Genomic DNA, 19,541 nt, shown 5'->3' on the forward strand with positions numbered 1-19,541 from the left:
CAGAACTTCATCGGCTCCCTCCGAAGACGTCCAGCCTCAGGTAGACCCCCTCGGGGGCGAAGAGGCTGGGCCCAAACTGGTAGCCCAAGGAGAGCCAGAGGGGGCTAAAGCGCAGGGTGCCCTCCACGGAGAAGCTTAGGCTCCCCGCCCCGGTGGCGGGCTGGAAGGTGTAGGCGGCCCCGCCCCCGAGGCCCAGAAGCTCCGTGGGGAAGAGGGTGGCGTAAAGCCCGAGGGCGTAGGTGGCCCCCTCTGGGTCAGGGAAGGGGTAGCGGTAGCCGAAGGCCGGGCGCACGGAGAAGGCGGGGGAAGGGGCGTAGGCGGCGGCAAGCTGCCCCTCCAGAAGGCCCGTCTCCGTGGCGTAGCGGTGGTAGGTGAGGAGGGAGAGGACCGGGGAGCGGAGGGCGTAGGCCAGGCTGAAGCGCCCCTTCACCTCGGGGAGGAGGGAGAGGGCGAGGTCCAGGCCCAGGGTGTTCTCGGGGTCCAGGCTCCCCGCCGCCCCGCCCCGGAGGGTGAGCTTGGGGCCGAGGGCCCCTTCCACCCCGAAGGTGGCCACCAGGCCCTCCCGGGCGTAGCGGAGGCCGAGGCTTCCCCCAAGCTCCCCCTGCCCCCCGGAGAAGGCGTAGAGGGCGTAAAGGCCCAGGTTCGCCGAGAGGTTTTCCGTGAGGGGAAGGGGGGCCTCCAGGCCGAAGCGGGCGCGGTTCCCCTCCCCGCTCGCCGTGGGGAGCTGGTAGGAGAGGGCCAGGTTGGCGCTCCCCAGGCGCTGGCGCAGGCCAAAGGCCCCCTGCAGGCCCTCCCCCCAGAGGTAGGCCAGGCTTCCCTCCGCCTCCAGGGCTTCCCCTAAGGGCCAGAGGAGGTCCAGGCGGGTCTCCTGCCCGCCGGACAGGAGGTAGGCGTGGGAGAGGCCGAAGCGGGCCCGGCCCTCCTGGTAGGCGGCCCGGCCCAGGAGGTAAAGGCTTCCCTCCCGCCAGGCGTAGCCCGCCCCCAGGCCGAAGCGGAGGCCCTGGGCGAGCTTCGCCTCGTAGACGAGCCCGGTGCGGGCGGGGGTGGTGTGCTCCAGGGCCACCGCCCCGAAGCCCAGGTCGTAGGCCGCCCGGAAGGCCCCCTGCACCTCCCCGCCCTCCTCGTAGGCCAGGTTGCCCTGGGCCTCGAGGGGCCCCTCTCTCAGGGCGGCGGAGAGGCCGAAGCGCCACTTCCCCGCGAAGGCGGCCTCGAGGCCCACCCCGCTTCCCCCTTCCCCGTAGGCCAAGGAGGCCCCCAGGGCGTAGCCCTGGGAGGCGAAGCCCTGGAGGTCCAGGCGCAGGTACCCCCCAAGCCCGAAGCGCCAGGGGCCCGCCTCGTAGGCCGCCTGGGCCCCCAGGGCGAGCTCCTCCCGGGGGGCGGAGAGGGGGGCGTACTCCGCCACGAGGCGCACCGGGGCGAACCCGGGGGTGAAGGGGGCGAGGGGCCTTGCCAGGACGATCTCCCCGCTCAGGAACTCGTAGGTGTAGTCCACCCCGGCCTCCAGGGCCCTGGTCCTTCCCCCCTCCACCAGGAAGAGGCGGAGGGAGCCCGGGGCGGGGCTTCCGGAGAGCCGGTAGAAGGCGGTGCCGTCGGGGACGATCTCCTCCCGCACCTGGCCTTTGGGGAGGAGGGCCAGGAAGGCCTCCACCCTGGCGTCGCCCCGGGTGGTGAGGCGGAGGGCGGTGGCCTCCCCAAGGCCCGGGGCCAGGGGGCCCCGCTCGTAGGCGAGGGTGTACTCCGGGGTGGTGTAGCGCAAGGCCACGGGGTCGTCCGAGGCCAGGGGGCGCCTGGCCTCCTCCCCCGAGCCGGTGACGGGGAAGAAGCCCGCCTCGGGGGCCCGGGAAAGCCCCCCCGTGGTGTCCAGGGCCCCCTGGAGGAAGCCCCCTTCCAGGGGGGTTTCCACGTAGCCCCGGGCGAGGCCGAAGAAGCGGGGCCGCCCCTCCTTGGGGTCGTAGGCCACGCCCACGCTCCCCTGGGCGAGCCAAAGGGCCTCCTGGGAGCCCCCGGCGAAGAGGCGGAAGGACCTCTCCAGCTCGTTGAAGCGGGCCCGGAGGCGCACCTCCTGGGGGGTGAGGAGGGGCTTAAGCATCACCGTCCCCACCCCGTCCCGCAGGAGCACCTGGTAGCCGGGCTCCAGGGGGCTCGCGTCCGGGGCCACGGGCTCGGGGGTGGCCTCGAGGGTGGCGAAGCCAAAGCCCGTGGGGAGGCCCATCCCGTCCACCGCCTTCAGGCGGAACTCCAGGGGGGTGCGCCCGTCCGCCCTGAGGCGCACGGGCTCCAGGACGAGGTCCTTTGGGGGCCCGGGCCGGAAGACCTCCACCTTGTCGTAGAAGCCTGGGCCTTCCACCTCCACCACGTTCCTGCCGGGGAGGAGGGGCACCCCGTAGTAGGCCAGGCGCTGCACCTTGCGCCCCTCGTCGTACTGGGCCTCCCCGAGGAGGCGGCTTTCCACCTCAACGCCGTTCACCCGCACGGCGATGGGCCCAAGGGGAGCCTCAATCTTCAAGGCCACGGCTTCCTGCTGCACGATGGCCCCGTCCATGGGCTCCTGGATGAGCCCCCTGCGCTTGGCGGAGAGGGGCTTGGCCCGCTCGTAGTCCCTTAGGCGAAGCTCCCCTTTTAGAGGAAGCTCCCGGTCCAGGCGGAGGAGGGTGAGGGCGGGCTCGGGGAGGGGCGGCAGGGCCCGGGTGTGGAGGAGGGTGAGGGTCAGGAGGCCTTCCCGGGCGAAGGGGAGGCGCCAGACCAGGGTGCCGTCCGGGAGGACCCTCGGCTCCTCCACGGGCCTCCCGTCCAGCCGGGCGGAGCCTGGGCTGTACTCCGCCCCTTCCGGCGGCCTGAAGCCCAGGAGGAGGGCGTCCCCTTCCCCCTCCACCCGGAAGGGCAGGCGCACCACCGAGACCCGCTCGGGGGCGAGGAGGGGAAGGACGGCCACCTTGGCCTTGACGGGGAAGGCGGCGGGGGTCTCCCCGAGGAAGGCGGAAAGCCCGTTTTCCAGCTCGCCCACGGCCTCGGCCCGGAAGGGAAGGGCGAAGGTCCTCTCCTCCCCCGCCTCCAGGGCCACCCGCTCGCTCCAGGGGTCCATGCCGAGGCCCTGGCCCGGGATGTCCTTGAGCTCCACCTCCACCCGGTGGTCCGCGGGGTTCTTCACCCGGAGGCGGAAGCCCCCCTGGCTTCCCTCCAGGAGGCGCGGGGGGTCGGCCTCCTTCCCCAGGAGGAGAAGCCGCCTCTCCAGGGCCACCTCCGCCCGCAGGGTCTCCGTGGGGGTGCGCAGGGTGGCGGCGCAGGTGCCCTCCGCCTCGGGCCCCAGGAGGACCCGGGCCCGGTAGGTGTGGAGGGCCCCTTCCCCGGGCTTGAGGTAGCCCTCAAAGCGGGCGGGCCCCAGGGGGCTCAGCCAGTCGGGGCAGGCGTCCTCCAGGACGTAGCGCATGGGGGCCTCGCCCCGGTTCTCCACCCGGAGGGCGAGGGCCACCTCCTCCCCGGGCAGGTAAATCCGGTGGGGGAGGCTCCGCTCCAGGTGGGCCTTGGGCCTGAGGACCCGCACCTCCGCCTCGGCCTTTTCCCCGGTGGAAAGCTCGGCCCGGTTCACCAGGGTCCCTTGGGCCTCGAGGGGCACGGGGAAGGCGAACTCGTAGCTCCGCCCCTCCTTGGCCTTCAGGAAGACCTCCCGCCGCTCCTCCCCTCCCAGGAAGCGGTCCAGGAGGAGGGCCCTCCCCTCCTCGTCCCCCTCGTTCACCACGGTGACGCGGAAGCGGGCCACTCCCCCCGCCTCCACCTCGGGGGTGAGGGCCTCCTTGGTGAGGCGGAAGGTGGCGGGGCGGACCACCACCACCCTTCCCTCCGCCCTAAGCTCCCAGGGGGCGAGGAGGCCTTGGAGGGCGTAGGTCCCCTCCTTCTCCGCCAGGAAGCGCACCTTGAGGGGGAAGGGGCGGTCCTTGGTGAGGGGCCCTTGGGCCCTGGGGGCGCCCAGGGGGGCGAGCCCTTCCGGCAGGGCCAAGGAGAGCTCGGCGGGGAGGAGGCCCGGGTAAGGGGTGGTGGCGGTGAGGACCACCTCCCCCTCCTCGCCCACCCGCAGGTAGACCTCCTCGGGGGCGAGGCTCAGGGCCACCTCCGGCAGGAGGCGCACCAGGACCTCCTGCCGCTTTCCGGGGAGGACCTCCACCTCCTTGGGGGCCTCCACCCGGGCCCCTTCGGCGAGCACGGCCAGGGGGTAGCGGCCCTGGGGCAGGGCCAGGGTCTTTTCCCCGTCCACGGGGGCCTCGAGGTCCCCAAGGCGGAGGATCACCCGGGTAGGGGCTTCCCCACCTGGAAAGACCACCACCGCCCGGATGTGCACCTCCCCCGTAGGACCTCCGGTTTGGGCCAGGGCGGAAAACAAGAGGAGGAAAAGGGCCAAAATGCGCTTCATGGGTACCTCCAGCGCACCTCGGGGTCGGACATGAAGGGCCTGTCCAGGGTGTACTCGTAAAGCAGAACCTCCTCCCCGCCGAACCGGGCGAAGTGGAAGGTCTTCTCCGTGCCGTCGGGCAGAGGGTCGCGCACGGTGAGCTCCTCCAGGGGCTCCTGGGAGCGGAGGAGGAGGACCACCCGGAAGCCCCCTTCCACGGGAAGGAGGCGCTTTTCCAGGGTGAGGGGTCCGAAGCGCAGGGTGGTCTCCCGGTAGGCCTCCACGAACCCCTTGGGGGCCTTCAGGGGGAAGTCCGAGACGCTAAGCCCCTGCACCCGCACCCCGTGGCGGTACCCCTCCCCCAGGGCCTCGGGGTGGGGGAGGGGCGGGAAGGGGGCGGAGGCGGGGTCCAGCATCACCTGCCATATCCCGGGGTCCAGGTCCCGGAAGGCGTAGCGGCCCTCCCGGTCCGTGAGGGCCTGCCAGCCGTTGGCCAGGACCACCCGGGCCCCGAGCACGGGGATATCGGTTCCGGGCTCGTAGCGCCCGTTCTCGTTCACGTCCAGGTAGACCCGGCCCAGCAACACCCCCCGCTCCAGGCCCAGGGTTTCAAGCCGCGCCCGCACCTGGGCCCGGGCCTGGACCTGGGCGGTGGCCGCCCCTTGGGCGCTCAGGCCCTGGGCCTCGGCCACGTTGAGCAAGGTGGCCGGGGCCCCGGGGAGGACCCGCATGCGGTACTCCAGGCAGAAGCTCTCCTTGGGGCCCAGGGTGAGGGTCCAGCGCAGGGAGGACCCTTCCCTCTCGGGCTCCAGGGGGCCCAGGCTTCCCCCGCACCGCCCTCCCCGGGCGCTTCCCTCCAGGTAGGCCAGGTGGGGGTCGGGGGTGTCCTTTAGGCGCACCTCCAGGGGGGCGGAGGCGGGGTTGGTGACCCTTAGGGTGTAGGTGAGGACGTCCCCCGGGGCGGCCTCCTCGGGGCGCACCCGCTTTTCCAGGGCCAGGTTCACGGAGAGCACGGGGTGGGTCACCTCGTTGGACACCAGGGGGTTAGGGGTGGCCTCGGAGGTGAGGGTGAAGCGGTTCTGGAGGAGGGTGTCGTCCGGGGTGTCCGCCTTCACCCGCACCCGCACCCACAGGCGGGTCTCCCCCAGGGGCAGGGGGTCCAGGAGGAAGACCACGGCGTGGCGTTCCGGGTCGTAGCTTCCCCCGCTGGCCTCGAGGAACTCCACCCAGGAAGGCAAGCGGTCCTCCACCCGGGCCTTAAGAGGGGCGAAGCGGTTTTCCACCACCAGGGTGTAGGTGAGGGTGTCCCCCGCCTTCAGGGTGGTCCCCGGGGCGGGGTCCGCCTCTTTGCGGAGGGAAAGGGCGCCTTGGGGAAGGACCTCCAGGCGGTCTCTGGTGCGGTTCTCCCCGCCCCCCGCCAGGGAGACCGCCACCAGGGTGGCCTCGAGGACCCCCGCCTCCCTGGGGTCAAAGCAGGCCAGGAAGTCCAGGCTCTCCCCCGGGCCCAGGGGGATGGGCTCGGGGAGGGGTGTCCCCTGGAGGCTGAGGAGGCGCACCGGGGCGCCCTCCACCCGGATGCGGTAGCCGTCCTGGGCGGTGCCCTCGTTGAGGAGGGTGTGGCGGAAGCAGTAGGGCTGGCCCGCAAGCCCCCGGGCCTCCTGCAGGTCGTCCCCGCTCCCCTCCCCGCCTGGCAGGGCCTTGGGGTTTCCCCCGGGGCCCAGGTGGTGGAGGTAGAGGGGAAGCACCTCCACCACCGCCACCCCTTCCGCCGGCCCCCCAGGGCCTTCCGCCAGGGCCCGGTTCTCCCGGGGCCCCGGGGAGGCGGTGGGAAGGGCCTCCACCCCGAAGGAGAGGGTGGCCTCCTCCCCGGGGAGGAGCCTCTCCAGCCGGAGCCGGACCCCGAGGGGGGAAGGGGGCTCCTCGGGGCGCCAGGCCGCGCCGTCAAAGAACTCCAGAGTCCCCTTGGGGGCCCGGGCGCTTCCCGGCACGTAGCGGAAGCCCTCCAGCCCCGCGAAGAGGTCGGTGAGGAGGATGGGCCCCCCGGCCTCCCCGCTTCCCAAGTTCCTCAGGGTGAGGGTGAAGGTGGCCCGCTCCCCGGGGAGGAGGGCGGCGGGGCTTACGGCCTTGGTGAGGGAAAGGCTGGGCTCCAGGATGGGGGAGGCCTCCACCCGGGCATAGTTCTCCCCATCGCGTTCCCCCCCGGGGCAGGTGGCCACGGGGCTGATGAAGAGGCTTCCCGAGGCGGTGGCGGGCACCTTCAGGGCCAGGACCAGGGCCACCTCCTCTCCCATATCCAGGGCCACCTCGGCCACCTCGGGCTCCCCGGGGTCGGGGAGGGCGTTGCCGTTTAGGTCCAGGTGGAAGCGCACCCCCTCAGGGTTCCAGGAGGAGGTCCGGTGGACGGCGTGGTCCAGGGCGAAGGTGTAGGGGGCGTTTCCCCCGTTCTTAAGGCGGTAGGGGAGGTAGACCCAGCCCCCCGGGGCGGCGCTCGCCCTCAGGCCCGGGGCCTCCGGGGTCCCGTCGGGAGAGAGGAGAGGGCGGCAGACCGCCTGAACCCGGGTTTCCGCCACGTTGGAGAGGTAGCGCTCCCCCGAGGCCTCCGCCACCGCCTGGTTGCGGATCACCGTGCCCGCGGGGGTGAGGGCGAGGGCGAAGGAAAGGAGGAGGGAAAGGGCGAAGGTCCTTCCCCAGATGCCTCTCCTTTCCCCTTGCGTCCTCATCCTTCCTCTCCTCCATCCTTCGCCTTCCCTGTGAAAACCTCGTCAAAAAGCGCCTCTAAAAAGCCCTTCTTCCTTTTTTGCCTTCCCCCCTAGGGGGGCCCGCCCCGGGGAAGCCCCCGGGGCGGGGCTTGGGGCCTACTGCACCTGCACCCGGAGGGTGATGGTGATCCTGGCGGCCGGGGGCATGAGGTCGGCGTCGGTGATGTTGCCGTCCCCGTTCGTGTCCACGCCCACGTAGACCGAGCCGCCCGTGGGCACGGAGGTGGGGGCGCTCGTGCTCCAGGTGACGCCGTCCGTGGAGTAGAGGACGGTGTAGGTGCCGCTGAAGCCCGTGGCCGTGGCGGAGACACTCACGAAGGTGGTGTAGGCGGGGATGGGGTCGGCGACGATCACCTTCTTGAGGTCCCCGGTGCCGATGTTCTCGGCGACGATGGTGTAGGTGAGGGTCTCCCCGGGGTAGGCCGTGAGCTTGTCCACGGACTTCTGGAGCCTGAGCTCCCCGCCCACGATGGTGGTGGTCTCCGTGGCGGCGTCCGTGGCCTCGTAGTCGTTGTCGGGGCTCCCCGTGGTCACGTCGCACCGGGCGGTCACCGTGTTCACGTCCACCCGCCCCACGGGCTCCCCGGCGGGCACCAGGACGCGGACGTAGATGGTCTGGGTGCCGCCGTTGGGGACCGCGTAAACGTCGGCCAGGGCGCTGTACCAGCTGGTGCCGTCCGTGGAGTACTGGTAGGTCCAGCCGTGGCTCCCGCCGTCCCCGGAGATGTCGCAGTAGGCCGGGGCGTTGGAGTTGTTGATGAGGGTGTGGGTGTAGGTGAGGGTGCCCGGGCTCGTCACGGTGCCGGAGCGGTCGGGGTCCAGCTGGACCTGGGCCAGGAGGTTCACGTTGACCGTGGAGCTGATGGTGTCGGAGACCGTGCCCACCGTGGTGCTGGTGGCGGTGAAGGACACGGGGTTAGCCCCGGGAGCAGTCCCGCTAGGCACGCTCACCGCCGCCACGAAGCAACGCTTCTGGTTGGGGTTGATCACGCCCGTGTTGGTCACGGGAGCGCTGTCGGGCGTGCCGTCGCAGTCCGTGTCCGGGTAGAAGACCGCGCTCCAGCCCGTGGGCACGCTGGCGGTGAGGGTGTAGTTGTCGGCGTTGTTCCCGGCGTTGTAGACCTCAACGGGGAAGTAGACCGTCTGGCCGGGGTTGGCGCTCTGGGCAGGCGGGTTATCGTTGGTGGGGTCGCCGTCCCCAGCGAAGCCCCGTTGCGCCAGGTCCACTGCGTACCCCAGGAGCACCTGGCTCACCGTGTCCGTGGTGGTGTCCTGCTTACTCGGGTCGTTCGCGCTGGTGGCGGTGACGGTGAGGTTCACGGCCGAAGAGGTGGTGTAGTTCGCCGGGATGGCGCACTTCAGGGCGAAGTCGTAGGTGCCGCCCGCGGGGATGGGGCCCACGGGGCCGGAGATGGGGGTGGTGAGGTCGTCCGCCACCAGCTGGCAGGCCCAGCCCGAAGGCGCCCCGGAGAAGCTCAGGGTGAAGCTGTCCGCGGCGTTCCCGGTGTTCTTCAGGGTGTGGCGGAAGACCACCGTGGTGCCGGAGTAGGCGCTGGAGATGGTCTGGGTGTCGCCGCTGCGGGCCACGGTGTAGCCGCCCACGCTGTAGGAGCCGGAAGCCCCTGCCTCAGGGTACCCGTAGGGCCCCACGGCCACGTTGTAGCTCGCCCCCACGGTGTTGGTGGTGGTGTTGGTGGAGACGGTCTCGCCGGGGTCGTTGGCGTCCCCGTCGCCGTTGGCGTCAAACTGGACGGTGGCGGAGTTGGCGTAGCTCGTCCCGGCGCTGGCCGTGGAGGGCACCGTGGCGGTGAAGCTGAAGGTGTACTGGGCCCCCACGGGGAAGAAGGCCCCCGTGCCCTCAATGAGCATGCCGATCTTCACCGTGCCGTTTCCGGTCAGGGGGAGGGCCGAAGCGGTGAGGGTCTGCCAGCCCGCGCCGCTGTTGTAAATGATCTTCACCGTGCCCGCGCCCGCCGAGCCCGTGGGCATGGTGTTCACGGTGAGGCCCGTGGGGATGGTGTCGGCGATGAGGATGCCCGTCCTGGGCGTGCTGTCCACCGTCACCGGGATGCCGTAGGCCGCGCTTCCGCCCACGTTCTGGCCGCTGATGGTGTAGGTGATGGTGCCTCCGGGGCTTGCGCTGCCCGCGGGGCTTGCCGCCTTGCTGGCGGTGAGGGCGGCGGCGGTGGTGGTCACGGCCCGGGCCCAGTTGTCGTTGTCGGTGATGGGGCTAGGGGCGGCGTTGGTGCCCGCGAGGTTCAGGTTCCCGTACTGCCCGCTCGTGGCGCTTGTGGGAATCGTGGCCACCACCAGGACGCAGGCGCTTTGGCCCATGCCCAGGGTGAGGCCCGTGATGGGCGTGTTCTCCCCGGCGTCCAGGGTGCCGTTGCAGTTGGTGTCCCGGTAGATGGTGGGGCTTAAAAGGTCAAAGTTGTCCGCGGTGCCCTGGACGGTGGAGAGGTTGATGGTGTCGGTGCCGTTGCCGTTGTTGGTCACCACGTAGTTGAAGACCACCTGCCCCCCGGGAAGGGCGTTTTTGGTCTGGCCCGGGGAAGCCTCGGTGCCGTCTGGCGTGATGGTGAAGGCGTAGACCTGCTGGACGAGGGTGGTCACCAGGTTGGACGTGGTGGTGCGGGGCTGGTTCGCCGAGTCAATGTAGCTCGCCGAGGCCTGGTTTTGGATGGCCGTGCCCGCCGGGGTCATGGCGTAGGCCAGCCCCAGAACCAGGGCTACCAGAAGACCGATAAGACCTGCTCTTTGCATGCTCTAACCTCCTCTTACCTCACGATGGTCCTGAGGCTCACCATAACCTTGATCCCCTTGGGAAGAAGGGGGATGACCCAGCGCGCGTGGGTGTACTCCTCGGGCTTGACCTCAACCTCCTTCTCCACCTCCTTTCCGTTTTCCACCACCCGGATCCGCTTCTTGAGGGGGGGCTTGCCGAAGGTCTTCCCCCCGTCAAAGCTGAACTCGGGCGGCACGGCCGTCCCTCCCACCTGCAGGGGCTTGGCGCTCCCCTCCAGGTAGTAGGTCTCCTTGGGGATGGGGATGACGAGGCCCACCTGGCGGAGGTCGCCCTGGGCGCGGTTTTCCGCCACCAGGCGCCACTCCAGCACGTCCCCAGGCTTCACCGCCAGGGGGTTCTCCTCGTAGACCTCCTTGCCCTCCGCCACCTTGACCAAGTAGGCCCTCAGGTCCAGGGTGAGGGCCTGGGCCAGGGCCAAGGAAGCCAGGAGGGCGAGACCGAGGATGCGGATGAAGGCGTTTGCTCTCATCTCCTGGGGGATTGTATTTGGGGCCTGTGAAAGGCCTGTGAAAACCCCCCACCGGGTAAGGGGGGCTCTTGACAGGGCGTTCCCAGGGCCCCTAAATAGGGGGCGATGCCGACCAAGAGGACGGAGGCCGCGGCCGGGAAGCGCCCCCGGGGAGGGGAAGAGGCCGCCACCTTGGTGGTGGTGGAGTCCCCGGCCAAGGCCAAGAGCATCCAGAAGATGTTGGGGCCCGGCTACGAGGTGCGGGCGAGCCGGGGCCACGTGGTGGACCTCCCCGAGCGGGAGCTGGGGGTGGACGTGGAGCGGGACTTCGCCCCCACCTACGAGGTGAAAAAGGACAAGAAGCCGGTGGTGGAGGAGCTCAAGAAGGCCGCCCAGGGCAAGCGGCTCCTCATCGCCACCGACCCCGACCGGGAAGGGGAGGCCATCGGCTGGCACGTGGCGAGGCTTCTGGGCCGCGACCCCAGGGAGCCCATAAGGGTAGAGTTCCACGAGATCACCCCGAAGGTGGTGCGCCAGGCGGTGGAGAGGCCCAGGCCCATTGACCAGAACCTGGTGGACGCCCAGCAGGCCCGGCGGGTCCTGGACCGCCTGGTGGGGTACAACCTCTCCCCCCTCCTCTCCTTGGAGTTCCGCAAGCGGGCCCTCTCCGCAGGCCGCGTGCAGAGCGTGGCCCTCCGGCTTCTGGTGGAGCGGGAGGAGGAGATTGAGGCCTTCCAAAAGGAGGAGTACTGGACCCTGAAGGGGGAGTTTCGGGTGGAGGGGAAGACCTTCCCCGCCCTCCTCCTCGAGGCCCAGGGGATGCGCCTCTGGACGGGCCAGGGGGAGAAGGAGGGGCGGCTTCACCTCAAGACCGAGGCCGAGGCCAAGGCCCTGGCGGAGGCCGTGGGCGGGCTCCCTTACCGGGTGGCCCGGGTGGAGGTGCAAAAGCGCCGCAAATCCCCCCCGCCCCCTTTCACCACCTCCACCCTGCAGCAGGCGGCCTCTAGCCGTCTGGGCTACACCGCAAGCCGCACCATGCGCATCGCCCAGCGCCTCTACGAGGGGGTGGACCTCCCGGAGGGCACCGTGGGCCTCATCACCTACATGCGCACGGACTCGGTGCGCGTCGCCCCGGAGGCTTTGGCCCTGGCCCGGGAGGTCATCGGGGAGGTCTTCGGCCCGGAGTACCTGCCGGAGGCCCCCAGGGTCTACAAGAACCGCAAGGAAGGGGTCCAGGACGCCCACGAGGCCATCCGGCCCACGGACCCGAGGCGCACCCCGGAAAGCGTCCGGCCTTACCTATCCCCGGAGGAGTACCGCCTTTATGAACTCATTTGGCGGCGCTTCCTGGCGAGCCAGATGAAGGACGCCCTCTACGAGGTGACCTCCGTTCTCCTCGAGGACGAAGGCGCTCGCTACACCTTCCGCGCCTCGGGCTCGGTGCTCAGGTTTGAGGGCTACCTCAGGGCCTGGGGCCGGGAGGACGAGGAGGAGGCCCCCCCCGTGCCCGCCGTGCCCGAGGGGGCGCCTGCGGAACTCCTCCGGGCCATCCCCGAGCGGCACTTCACCGAGCCCCCGCCCCGCTACACGGACGCCAGCCTGGTGAAGACCATGGAGGAGCTGGGCATCGGCCGCCCCTCCACCTACGCCCCCACCCTGGAAACCCTGGAGAAGCGGGGCTACATGGAAAGAAAGGGGCGCACCCTCCTCCCCACCCCCCTGGGGCGGCAGGTGACCCACTACCTCAAGGAGCGCTTCCCCCAGGTGGTGGCCTACGAGTTCACCGCCCGCATGGAGGACCGGCTGGACCAGGTGGAGGAGGGCAAGGCCCCCTGGCCCAAGGTGGTCTGGGAGTTTTACGAGCCCTTCTTGGGCGAGCTCGCCCAGGTGCCCAAGAAGACCTGCCCCAAGTGCGGTCGTCCGCTGGAGCTCAAGGTAAGCCGCTACGGCCAGTTCCTGGGGTGCACGGGCTACCCCGAGTGCACCTACACCGAGCCCCTGGAAAAGCGGGAGGCCGAGCCCATCGGGGAGGCCTGCCCTAAGTGCGGAAGGCCCCTCCTGCGGAAGACGGGGCGCTACGGGAGCTTCATCGCCTGCTCGGGCTACCCCGAGTGCGACTACACCCGGGACGACGGCCAGCCCACGGGCCACGCCTGTCCCAAGTGCGGGGGGCGCGTCCTGGAAAAGCGGAGCAAGCGGGGCAAGCCCTACTACAAGTGCGAGAACAACGCCTGCGACTTCCTCTCCTTCTACCCCCTCCTGGAGGAGCGCTGCCCTTCTTGCGGCTGGCCCCTGGTGGGCCGGGGAAAGAAGGCCTCCTGCATGAACCCCGCCTGCCCGGACCACGACCCCAGGCTGGTCCCCGCTAAGGCCCAGCCCAAGGGGAAATCCCGGGGGAAGACCCCCGCCCCGCCCTCGGACTGGGACGAGCTAAAAGCCTTCCTCCCTGGGCTACCCGAGGCCGAAAGGAAGGCGGTGGAGGCCTTGGCCCAAGGCCAGCCCCTCTCCCAGGAGGAGGCCAGGCTCGCCAAGCGGGCCCTCTTCAAGCTCCGCATGAGGAAGGGCCGGGCCAAGAAGGAGGTGGCCCGGGCCTAATGGAAAGCTTTAAGCTCCACCTCCTGCGCCTGGCCCGGGAAGGCCGGGTGGAGGTGCCGGGCCTCCCCCTTAGGGCCTACACCCTGAGGGCGGGGGAGGAGCGCGCCCAAGGGGCCTTTTACCTCCTTTTGGAAGGGGAGCTGGTCATTGACCTGCCGGAGGGGCGGTACCTTCACCTGCGGCGGGGGGAAGGGGCCTGGGTGAAGGAGCCCCACCGCCTCCTTCCCGTGGAGCGGGCGGTCCTCCTGGAGCTTCCGGCTTAGGCCCCACCAAATAGACCGCCCCCCAGGGGCGGTAGACGCTCACCACCTGGTCCTCCCGCACCTGCCCGTCCCGGTAGCGCACGGTGCGCCGCACCAACACCTTGGCCCCCTCGGCGGCGAAGTCCACCTGCTTGCGCACCCCCGGGGGCAAGGAGGGGTCCGGGATCTCCCTGGGGGGCAGGGGCGGCTTGCGCTCGGAGGCGAAGGGGCCTTCCCAGCGCACCTCCCGGTCCTTGGTGCCGAAGAGGTGGAAGCGGAGCCTGGTGCCCACCACGGAGCGCTGGACCAGGAGGTGCCCTGGGGTGTCGTTCAGGACCTTCAGGTCCTTGTAGGGCTGGAACACCGCCGCGTCCAGCCCCGGGGGCTTGTAGTAGGCCACCTGGTAGCTGTGGGCGTGCCGCTCCAGGAGGGGAAGCCCGGCGAAGAAGAAGGCCCGGAACAAGGTGGTGGAGACCTGGCAGACCCCGCCCCCCACCCCCTGCTCCGTGCGGTCCCCCACGATGACGAAGGCCTCCTTGTACCCCTCCTCCTCGGTCACGGGCCCCAGGGCCTCGTTGAAGGAAAAGGGCCCCGGGGGGATGAGGAGGCCGTCCAGCTTGGCCGAGGCCAGGAGGAGGTTGTGCCTCCGCTCGGGGCTCGAGCCCCTAAAGTCCGTCTCCCCCGTGGCCAGGTGTTCCCGCACCCCCAGGGCGTGGAGCTCCCGCAGGCTCGGGCTTGGGGGGAGGTAGCGCACGGGGAGGCGGAAGCTCTTCTTCCCCTGCGCCCGGGCCTCCCGGTAGGCGGCGAGGGCCTCCTTCTCCTCAAAGGCCAGGCCCTTCTTCTCCACCCCCCGCCATTTCCCCTCTTGGAAGACAAACCGGGGGGGACGGGGTTCGCGGGCGAGCTTCTTGAGGAGGGCCTTGAGCTCCCCTTCCGAGGCCACGGGGTAGCGCTGGACCCCGGTGTAGGTGCGGAGTTCCCCCTCCTCTATGACCTCCTCCTGAAGCACAAGGAGCGCCTCCAGGGCCGGAGGGCCGCCTTGCGCCAGGGAAAGGCCCAGGAGGAGGGCGAGGCTTAGCCGTTTCATGGGGCGAGGGTACCACGGCTTGAGTCAAAGGGGTGTGAAAAACCCCGAGCCCCTACACCTTGCGTTTGCAACATGGTATGGCCTGGCCAAGGCCCTCAAGGGGTTGCGCCTTCACAAGGGGTGCCGGGGGTAGGGCTTTTGGGGCTCCTGCTCTGGCCTGCGCCAGGGCATGGCACTTAGGGGCGAAGCCCCACCGCCCGGTAGAGGGCCCCTTCCTCCGCCTCCGTGAGGGGGCGGGCCTCCCCCAAGGGGAGGTCGCCAAGCTCCAGGGGGCCCAGGGCCAGGCGCTTGAGGTAGAGGACCCGGTTCCCCCGGGCCTGGAACATGCGCTTCACCTGGTGGAAGCGCCCCTCCTTAAGCACCACCTCGGCCCAGGTGGGGTCTTCCAAGGGGTGTAGCTCGGCGGGGAGGGTCCTCTTGCCGTCTAGGATTAGGCCCTCCAGGAAGGCCTCCTGATCCCTAGGCTCCACGGGCCTTTCCAGGTGCACCAGGTAGCGCTTTTCCACCTTGTGCCGGGGGTGGGTGAGGCGGTGGAGGAGGAGGCCGTCCGTGGTGAAGAGCAAAAGCCCCTCGGCGTCCTTGTCCAGGCGGCCTACCGGGGAGAGGGCCCGGGTGGGGAAGCCCTGGAGGAGGGCGTAGACGGAAGGCCCCTCGGTCCGGCTCGTCACGAAGCCCCGCGGCTTGTGCAGGAGGACGTGGAGGTGGCGGCGCACCTCCAGGGGCCTTCCCTCCACCTCCAGGGAGGCCCCTTCCGGCACGTGGAAGCCGGGGTCCCGCACCACCTGGCCCAGGACCCGCACCCCCCCTCGGCGCACCAGCCGGGCCACCTCCTTGCGGCTTCCCAGGCCCAGCCGGGCGAGGAGCCTGTCCAGCCTTTCCCCTTTCATAGCTCCAAGGCTCCTTCCAGCCACCAGAGGGCGCCTTTGGCCTTCAGCCGGGCGAACTCCTCGGGGGTGAGCCCCCGGGCCTCCCCCAAGGCTTCCCGCACCCACCTGGCGAACTCCTCCCGGTCCAAGGGCGCCACCCTTCTTATCCTAAAGGGCATGAGGCTTTACCAGCTGGACAGCTACGCCACCCGCTTCCAGGCCCGGGTGGAACGGGCCTGGACGGACGAAAAGGGGCACTACGCGGTGCTCTCCCAGACCCTCTTCTACCCCGAGTCCGGGGGGCAGCCCGCGGACCGAGGGGTCCTCAGGGGGCCTTTCGGCGAGGTCCAGGTCCTCCACGCCTACGAGGAGGAGAAGGCCTTCGGGGACGTAGTCCACGTGCTCTCCGCTCCCGTCCCCGAGGGCGTGGAGGTGGAGGGGGAGATTGACTGGCCGAGGCGCTTCCGCCACATGCAGCGCCACACCGCCCAGCACCTCCTCTCCCAGGCCCTCCTCCGGGCCGGGGGCTACCACACCGTGGCCGTGAGCCTGGACTCCCCGGTGTGCACCGTGGACATCGAGGAGGAGGCCGAGGAAGCGGGGGTCCTAAAGGCCGAGGCCCTCGCCAACTTCGCCGTCTACGCCGACTACCCGGTGGAGGCCTTTTACGTCTCCGAGGAGGAGCTCGCCCACTACCCCTTAAGGCGCCCCCCCAAGGTCCGGGGCAAGGTGCGCCTGGTGCGGATCGGCGACTTTGACCTCGCCGCCTGCGGGGGGACCCACCTCAAGACCAGCGCCCAGGCAGGGCCCATCAAGGTCCTCAAGTGGGAGCGGTACAAGGGCGGCACGCGGGTTTACTTCACCGCCGGCTGGGAGGCCCTGGAGGACTACCACGCCAAGCACGCCCTCCTTGCCCGCCTGGCCCTCGCCTTCTCCACGAACCCCCTGGAGCTGGAAAAGCCCATAAGGAAGCTCCAGGAGGAGCTTTACGCCCTAAAGGGGGAAAACCAGGCCTTGAAGGAGGCCCTGGTGAAGGCCCTTCTGGCCCGGGCCCTGGAGGAGGGGGCCCTTCTGGTGCCGGACCCCGTCTTGGGGGAGCTGGCCAAGGCCCTCCTCGCCTGGGGGGAAAAGACCTTCCTCCTGGTCTCCCCGGAGGGCCGGTTCGCCCTCCTCGGACCCAGGAGGCAGGAGGTTCTGGAGCGGCTTAGGGCCCTGGGGGCCAAGGGGGGCGGCAAGGAGGTGGTCCAGGGGGCCTTGCCCAAGGAGCGGGTGGTGGAGGCCCTGGGGCTTTTAAGCTAGGGGCATGGGGCTCTTTGAGGGCAAAGGGGTCTTGGTCACGGGGGGGGCGAGGGGCATCGGCCGGGCCGTGGCCTTGGCCTTCGCCCGGGAGGGGGCCATGGTGGCCCTGTGCGACCTCCTTCCCGAGGGCAAGGAGGTGGCGGAGGCCATCGGTGGGTTTTTCGTCCAGGCGGACCTCGCCGAGGAGAAGGACCGGGTGCGCTTCGTGGAGGAGGCGGCCCACGCCTTGGGGCGGGTGGACGTCCTGGTGAACAACGCCGCCATCTCCGCCCCGGGCTCGGCCCTCAGGGTGCCCCTTCCCGAGTGGCGGAGGGTGCTGGAGGTGAACCTCACCGCCCCCATGCACCTTTCCGCCCTGGCCGCCCGAAAGATGCAGAAGGTGGGGGGCGGGGCCATCGTCAACGTGGCCAGCGTGCAGGGGCTTTTCGCCGAGCAGGAAAACGCCGCCTACAACGCCTCCAAGGGGGGGCTTGTGAACCTCACCCGCTCCCTGGCCCTGGACCTCGCCCCCTTGGGCATCCGGGTGAACGCCGTGGCCCCGGGGGCCATCGCCACGGAGGCGGTCTTGGAGGCCATTCTCCTCTCCGAGGACCCGGAGAAGACCCGTAGGGACTGGGAGGACCTCCACGCCCTGAGGCGCCTGGGAAGGCCCGAGGAGGTGGCCGAGGCCGTGCTCTTCCTGGCCTCCCCCAAGGCCAGCTTCATCACCGGGGCCATCCTCCCCGTGGACGGGGGGATGACGGCGAGCTTCATGATGGCGGGGCGGCCCGTATGAGCCACCCCGTGCTGGCCCCGGAAAGCCTACTTGGCGTGGTCCTTGTAGGGCTCCCCCCGGAGGTCGGAGACGAGGTGCACGGCCACGTAGGCCCCGTCCCCGGCGCTGATGATGGCGTGGCCTGGCACCTTGCCCCGGGCCACCCCGGCGGCGTAGACCCGGGGGTAGCTGGTGCGCCCCCCCTCGTCGGTGTCCACGTAGGTGCCTCGCCGCGCAAGGCCCAGGAGGGAGGGCAGGGTGGGGTCCTTGTGGGTGCAGAGGAGGAGCCTTTCCGCCTCCTCCACCCCGTTTTCCGTTTCCACCTCAAAGACCCCGCCCATGTCCCGCACCCCCTTCACCACCCCGGGGCGGACCTCGGCCCCGTAGCGGCGGGCGTGCTCCCGAAGGCGCTCCAGAAGGGCTTCCCCGGAGGGCTCGTCCAAAAGCCCCGGGTAGTTGGGCACCCGGCTCACCTCTCGGACCTTGGAGCGGCCCCCGTCCAGGACCAGGACCCTTAGGCCCGCCCGGGCCAGGAAAAGGGCGGCGGAAAGCCCGCTTGGCCCCCCGCCCACCACGAGAACGTCCCACATAGCACCTCAAAGTATAGGCGAGGAAGGCCCGGTATAATGGGCGGCGCATGCTCTTGGACGACCGCTACCCCGTTCTGGAGACGCTGGAGCGCCGGGACGGGGTGACCCTCTACCGGGTGGAGGGGGGATGGGTCTTCTTCTTTGACGTGAAGACCCCCGAGGACAAGGAGCGCTTTTACCGCTTCCGGGCCGCGGTGCGGCGCCTCCAGGAGCTTGGGCTTTTGGAGGCCCAGGTCTCGGCCAAGCCGGGGCGCCACTACGCCTTCTTCCCGGAAAAGCCCCTGGCCCGCAAGCCCCCGCCCAAGGAAGCCCTCGAGGCCCTGCTCCCCCTGGGCTTCGGCCGGGAGCACCTGGCCATGGCCCCGGACGGGGTGGCCTACCTCTCCCCCTGGCCCCTTAGGGGAGGGCCTTCTAGGGCCTCTAGGCCTAGGGGCGGAAGGCTTTGGGGGGTGGCCCCGGGCCTTCTCCTCCTCGCCTTGGGGCTTTGGCTTCTCGGCCAGGGGCTTTACCGCTACTTCAACCCCCCGGAGTACCCCGTGCCCGATCTGGTGGGCAAAAGCGCCCGCGAGGCCTTTCTCCTCCTCAAGGGCACCGGGCTTCGCCTCGAGGTGGAGGAGGGGAACGACCCCGCCAAGCCCAAGGAGGTGGTCCTGGCCCAAGACCCCCCGCCCGGGACCCGCCTTCGGGAGGGGCGGGCGGTGCGGCTCGTGCTGAACCAGGCCCGCCTGAACCCCTTGCCCTCCCTGGAGGGCCTGCGGGAGGGGGAGGCCGAGGCCAGGCTCGCGGAGCTCGGCTTCGCCGTGGCGGGGAAGGCCTACCTGCCAAGCCCCGAGCCCTTGGGGGTGGTCCTGGCCACGGACCCCGCCCCCGGCACCCCCCTTCCCCCGGGGGGCGGGGTACGCCTTCTCCTCTCCCAGGGGGCGAGGGAGGAGGCTTCGGTCCCCCTGCCCAGGCTCACGGGGCTTTCCCGGGAGGAGGCCCTCTTCCTCCTGAACGCCGCGGGCCTCCAGGCCCAGGTGGAAGAGGTCCCTGCGGGGGCCCCCGAGGGGACGGTGCTGGCCCAAGACCCCGCCCCCGGCACCCCCCTTCCCCCAGGCGGCGGGGTCCGCCTCCGGGTGGCGGTGCGGGGGGAGGTGCTTTTGCCCCCTGCGCCCCCTGAGCCGAGGGCGCGGACGGTGAGCCTGGCCTTGGACCTCCCCCCGGAGGCGGAGGGCAAGGAGGTGCGCCTGGTCCTCCTGGACGAGCGGGGGGAGCAGGTGCTTTACGAGGGGCCGGGGCAGGAGGGCTTGAGGCTTTCCGGCACCTACCAGGCCGAGGGGGAGGCCCGCTTCCGCCTCTACCTGGACGGGGAGCTTTACCAGGAGTGGGCGCCTTGAGGGGGAGGTGGGCCGAGGAGGAGGCCCTGCGCTTTCTCCTGGGGAAGGGCTACCGCCTCCTTTGGAGGAACCGCCGCACCCCCTTCGGCGAGGTGGACCTCTTCCTGGAGAAGGACGGGGTCTACGTGGTGGTGGAGGTGAAGCAGCGGGCCTCCAGCCGCTTCGGCACCCCCCTGGAGGCCATCACCCCGGGGAAGGTGCGGAGGCTTCTCCAAAGCGCCCGCTTCCTCCTGGGCCGGGACGACCTGCCGGTGCGCCTCGAGGCCGTCCTCGTCCACGGCCCCCCGGAGGACTTCCGCCTGGAGCACCTTGTGCTGGAGCTCTAGGGGTAAGCT

At 70.7% G+C, this 19,541-nt stretch carries 14 protein-coding genes; 6 read left to right on the top strand and 8 right to left on the bottom strand.

All coding sequences use genetic code 11. The features are described 5' to 3' along the window. Positions 1-7: 7 nt before the first annotated feature. The 4 genes from BLP62_RS14345 to BLP62_RS05170 all read right to left on the bottom strand — a co-directional run bounded on the left by BLP62_RS14345 (position 8) and on the right by BLP62_RS05170 (position 10,418). Positions 8-4,405 carry a hypothetical protein gene (locus BLP62_RS14345; protein WP_093006536.1) on the bottom strand — a complete coding sequence of 1,466 codons (4,398 nt, stop codon included), beginning with the start codon at positions 4,403-4,405 and terminating at the stop codon, positions 8-10. Then, complete coding sequence (locus BLP62_RS05160) at positions 4,402-7,104, bottom strand: DUF11 domain-containing protein (protein WP_093006538.1); 2,703 nt, start codon at positions 7,102-7,104, stop codon at positions 4,402-4,404. The genes BLP62_RS14345 and BLP62_RS05160 overlap by 4 nt, the downstream gene beginning before the upstream one ends. 135 nt (positions 7,105-7,239) lie before the next feature. Continuing rightward, complete coding sequence (locus BLP62_RS05165) at positions 7,240-9,906, bottom strand: DUF11 domain-containing protein (protein ID WP_093006540.1); 2,667 nt, start codon at positions 9,904-9,906, stop codon at positions 7,240-7,242. A gap of 14 nt (positions 9,907-9,920) precedes the next feature. Further along, positions 9,921-10,418: a hypothetical protein gene (locus tag BLP62_RS05170; RefSeq protein ID WP_093006542.1), complete on the bottom strand. Its 498-nt coding sequence runs from the start codon at positions 10,416-10,418 to the stop codon at positions 9,921-9,923. Between the two features lie 105 nt (positions 10,419-10,523). Here BLP62_RS05170 and topA point away from each other — a divergent pair, with 105 nt between their 5' ends. Both topA and BLP62_RS05180 read left to right on the top strand, forming a co-directional pair. Then, a complete protein-coding gene (topA, locus tag BLP62_RS05175) occupies positions 10,524-12,992 on the top strand; it encodes a type I DNA topoisomerase (protein WP_093006544.1) in 2,469 nt (822 codons plus the stop codon). After that, positions 12,992-13,255 (top strand): hypothetical protein, encoded by a 264-nt coding sequence (locus BLP62_RS05180; protein ID WP_143004337.1) that lies wholly within the window; start codon positions 12,992-12,994, stop codon positions 13,253-13,255. Before topA ends, BLP62_RS05180 begins: the two co-directional genes overlap by 1 nt. Here the strand turns inward: BLP62_RS05180 and BLP62_RS05185 are convergent. The 3 genes from BLP62_RS05185 to BLP62_RS13710 all read right to left on the bottom strand — a co-directional run bounded on the left by BLP62_RS05185 (position 13,137) and on the right by BLP62_RS13710 (position 15,345). Beyond that, positions 13,137-14,321: a VanW family protein gene (locus BLP62_RS05185; protein WP_093006546.1), complete on the bottom strand. Its 1,185-nt coding sequence runs from the start codon at positions 14,319-14,321 to the stop codon at positions 13,137-13,139. The two genes, BLP62_RS05180 and BLP62_RS05185, sit on opposite strands and share 119 nt — an antisense overlap. Before the next feature lie 176 nt (positions 14,322-14,497). Then, positions 14,498-15,208 (bottom strand): pseudouridine synthase, encoded by a 711-nt coding sequence (locus tag BLP62_RS05190; RefSeq protein WP_093006548.1) that lies wholly within the window; start codon positions 15,206-15,208, stop codon positions 14,498-14,500. Further along, positions 15,205-15,345, bottom strand: coding sequence for a hypothetical protein (locus BLP62_RS13710; protein ID WP_176758142.1), 141 nt, complete (start codon positions 15,343-15,345; stop codon positions 15,205-15,207). Before BLP62_RS13710 ends, BLP62_RS05190 begins: the two co-directional genes overlap by 4 nt. Positions 15,346-15,364: 19 nt before the next feature. Here BLP62_RS13710 and BLP62_RS05195 point away from each other — a divergent pair, with 19 nt between their 5' ends. Together BLP62_RS05195 and BLP62_RS05200 are read left to right on the top strand one after the other, a co-directional pair. Continuing rightward, positions 15,365-16,486, top strand: a complete 1,122-nt coding sequence (locus tag BLP62_RS05195) for an alanyl-tRNA editing protein (protein WP_093006550.1) — start codon at positions 15,365-15,367, stop codon at positions 16,484-16,486. A 4-nt stretch (positions 16,487-16,490) separates the two neighbouring features. Further along, entirely contained in the window at positions 16,491-17,261 is a 771-nt protein-coding gene (locus tag BLP62_RS05200) for an SDR family NAD(P)-dependent oxidoreductase (protein WP_093006552.1), read from the top strand. A 26-nt stretch (positions 17,262-17,287) separates the two neighbouring features. Here BLP62_RS05200 and BLP62_RS05205 read toward each other — a convergent pair whose 3' ends face one another. After that, entirely contained in the window at positions 17,288-17,830 is a 543-nt protein-coding gene (locus BLP62_RS05205) for an NAD(P)/FAD-dependent oxidoreductase (protein WP_093006554.1), read from the bottom strand. Between the two features lie 47 nt (positions 17,831-17,877). On the opposite strand from BLP62_RS05205, the gene BLP62_RS05210 reads away from it, so the two are divergent. Then, positions 17,878-19,206 carry a PASTA domain-containing protein gene (locus BLP62_RS05210; protein WP_093006556.1) on the top strand — a complete coding sequence of 443 codons (1,329 nt, stop codon included), beginning with the start codon at positions 17,878-17,880 and terminating at the stop codon, positions 19,204-19,206. Further along, entirely contained in the window at positions 19,194-19,532 is a 339-nt protein-coding gene (locus BLP62_RS05215) for a YraN family protein (RefSeq protein ID WP_093006558.1), read from the top strand. The genes BLP62_RS05210 and BLP62_RS05215 overlap by 13 nt, the downstream gene beginning before the upstream one ends. Positions 19,533-19,541: the final 9 nt, after the last annotated feature.

It is taken from the genome of Thermus arciformis, assembly GCF_900102145.1.
Taxonomy (GTDB): Bacteria; Deinococcota; Deinococci; order Deinococcales; family Thermaceae; genus Thermus; species Thermus arciformis.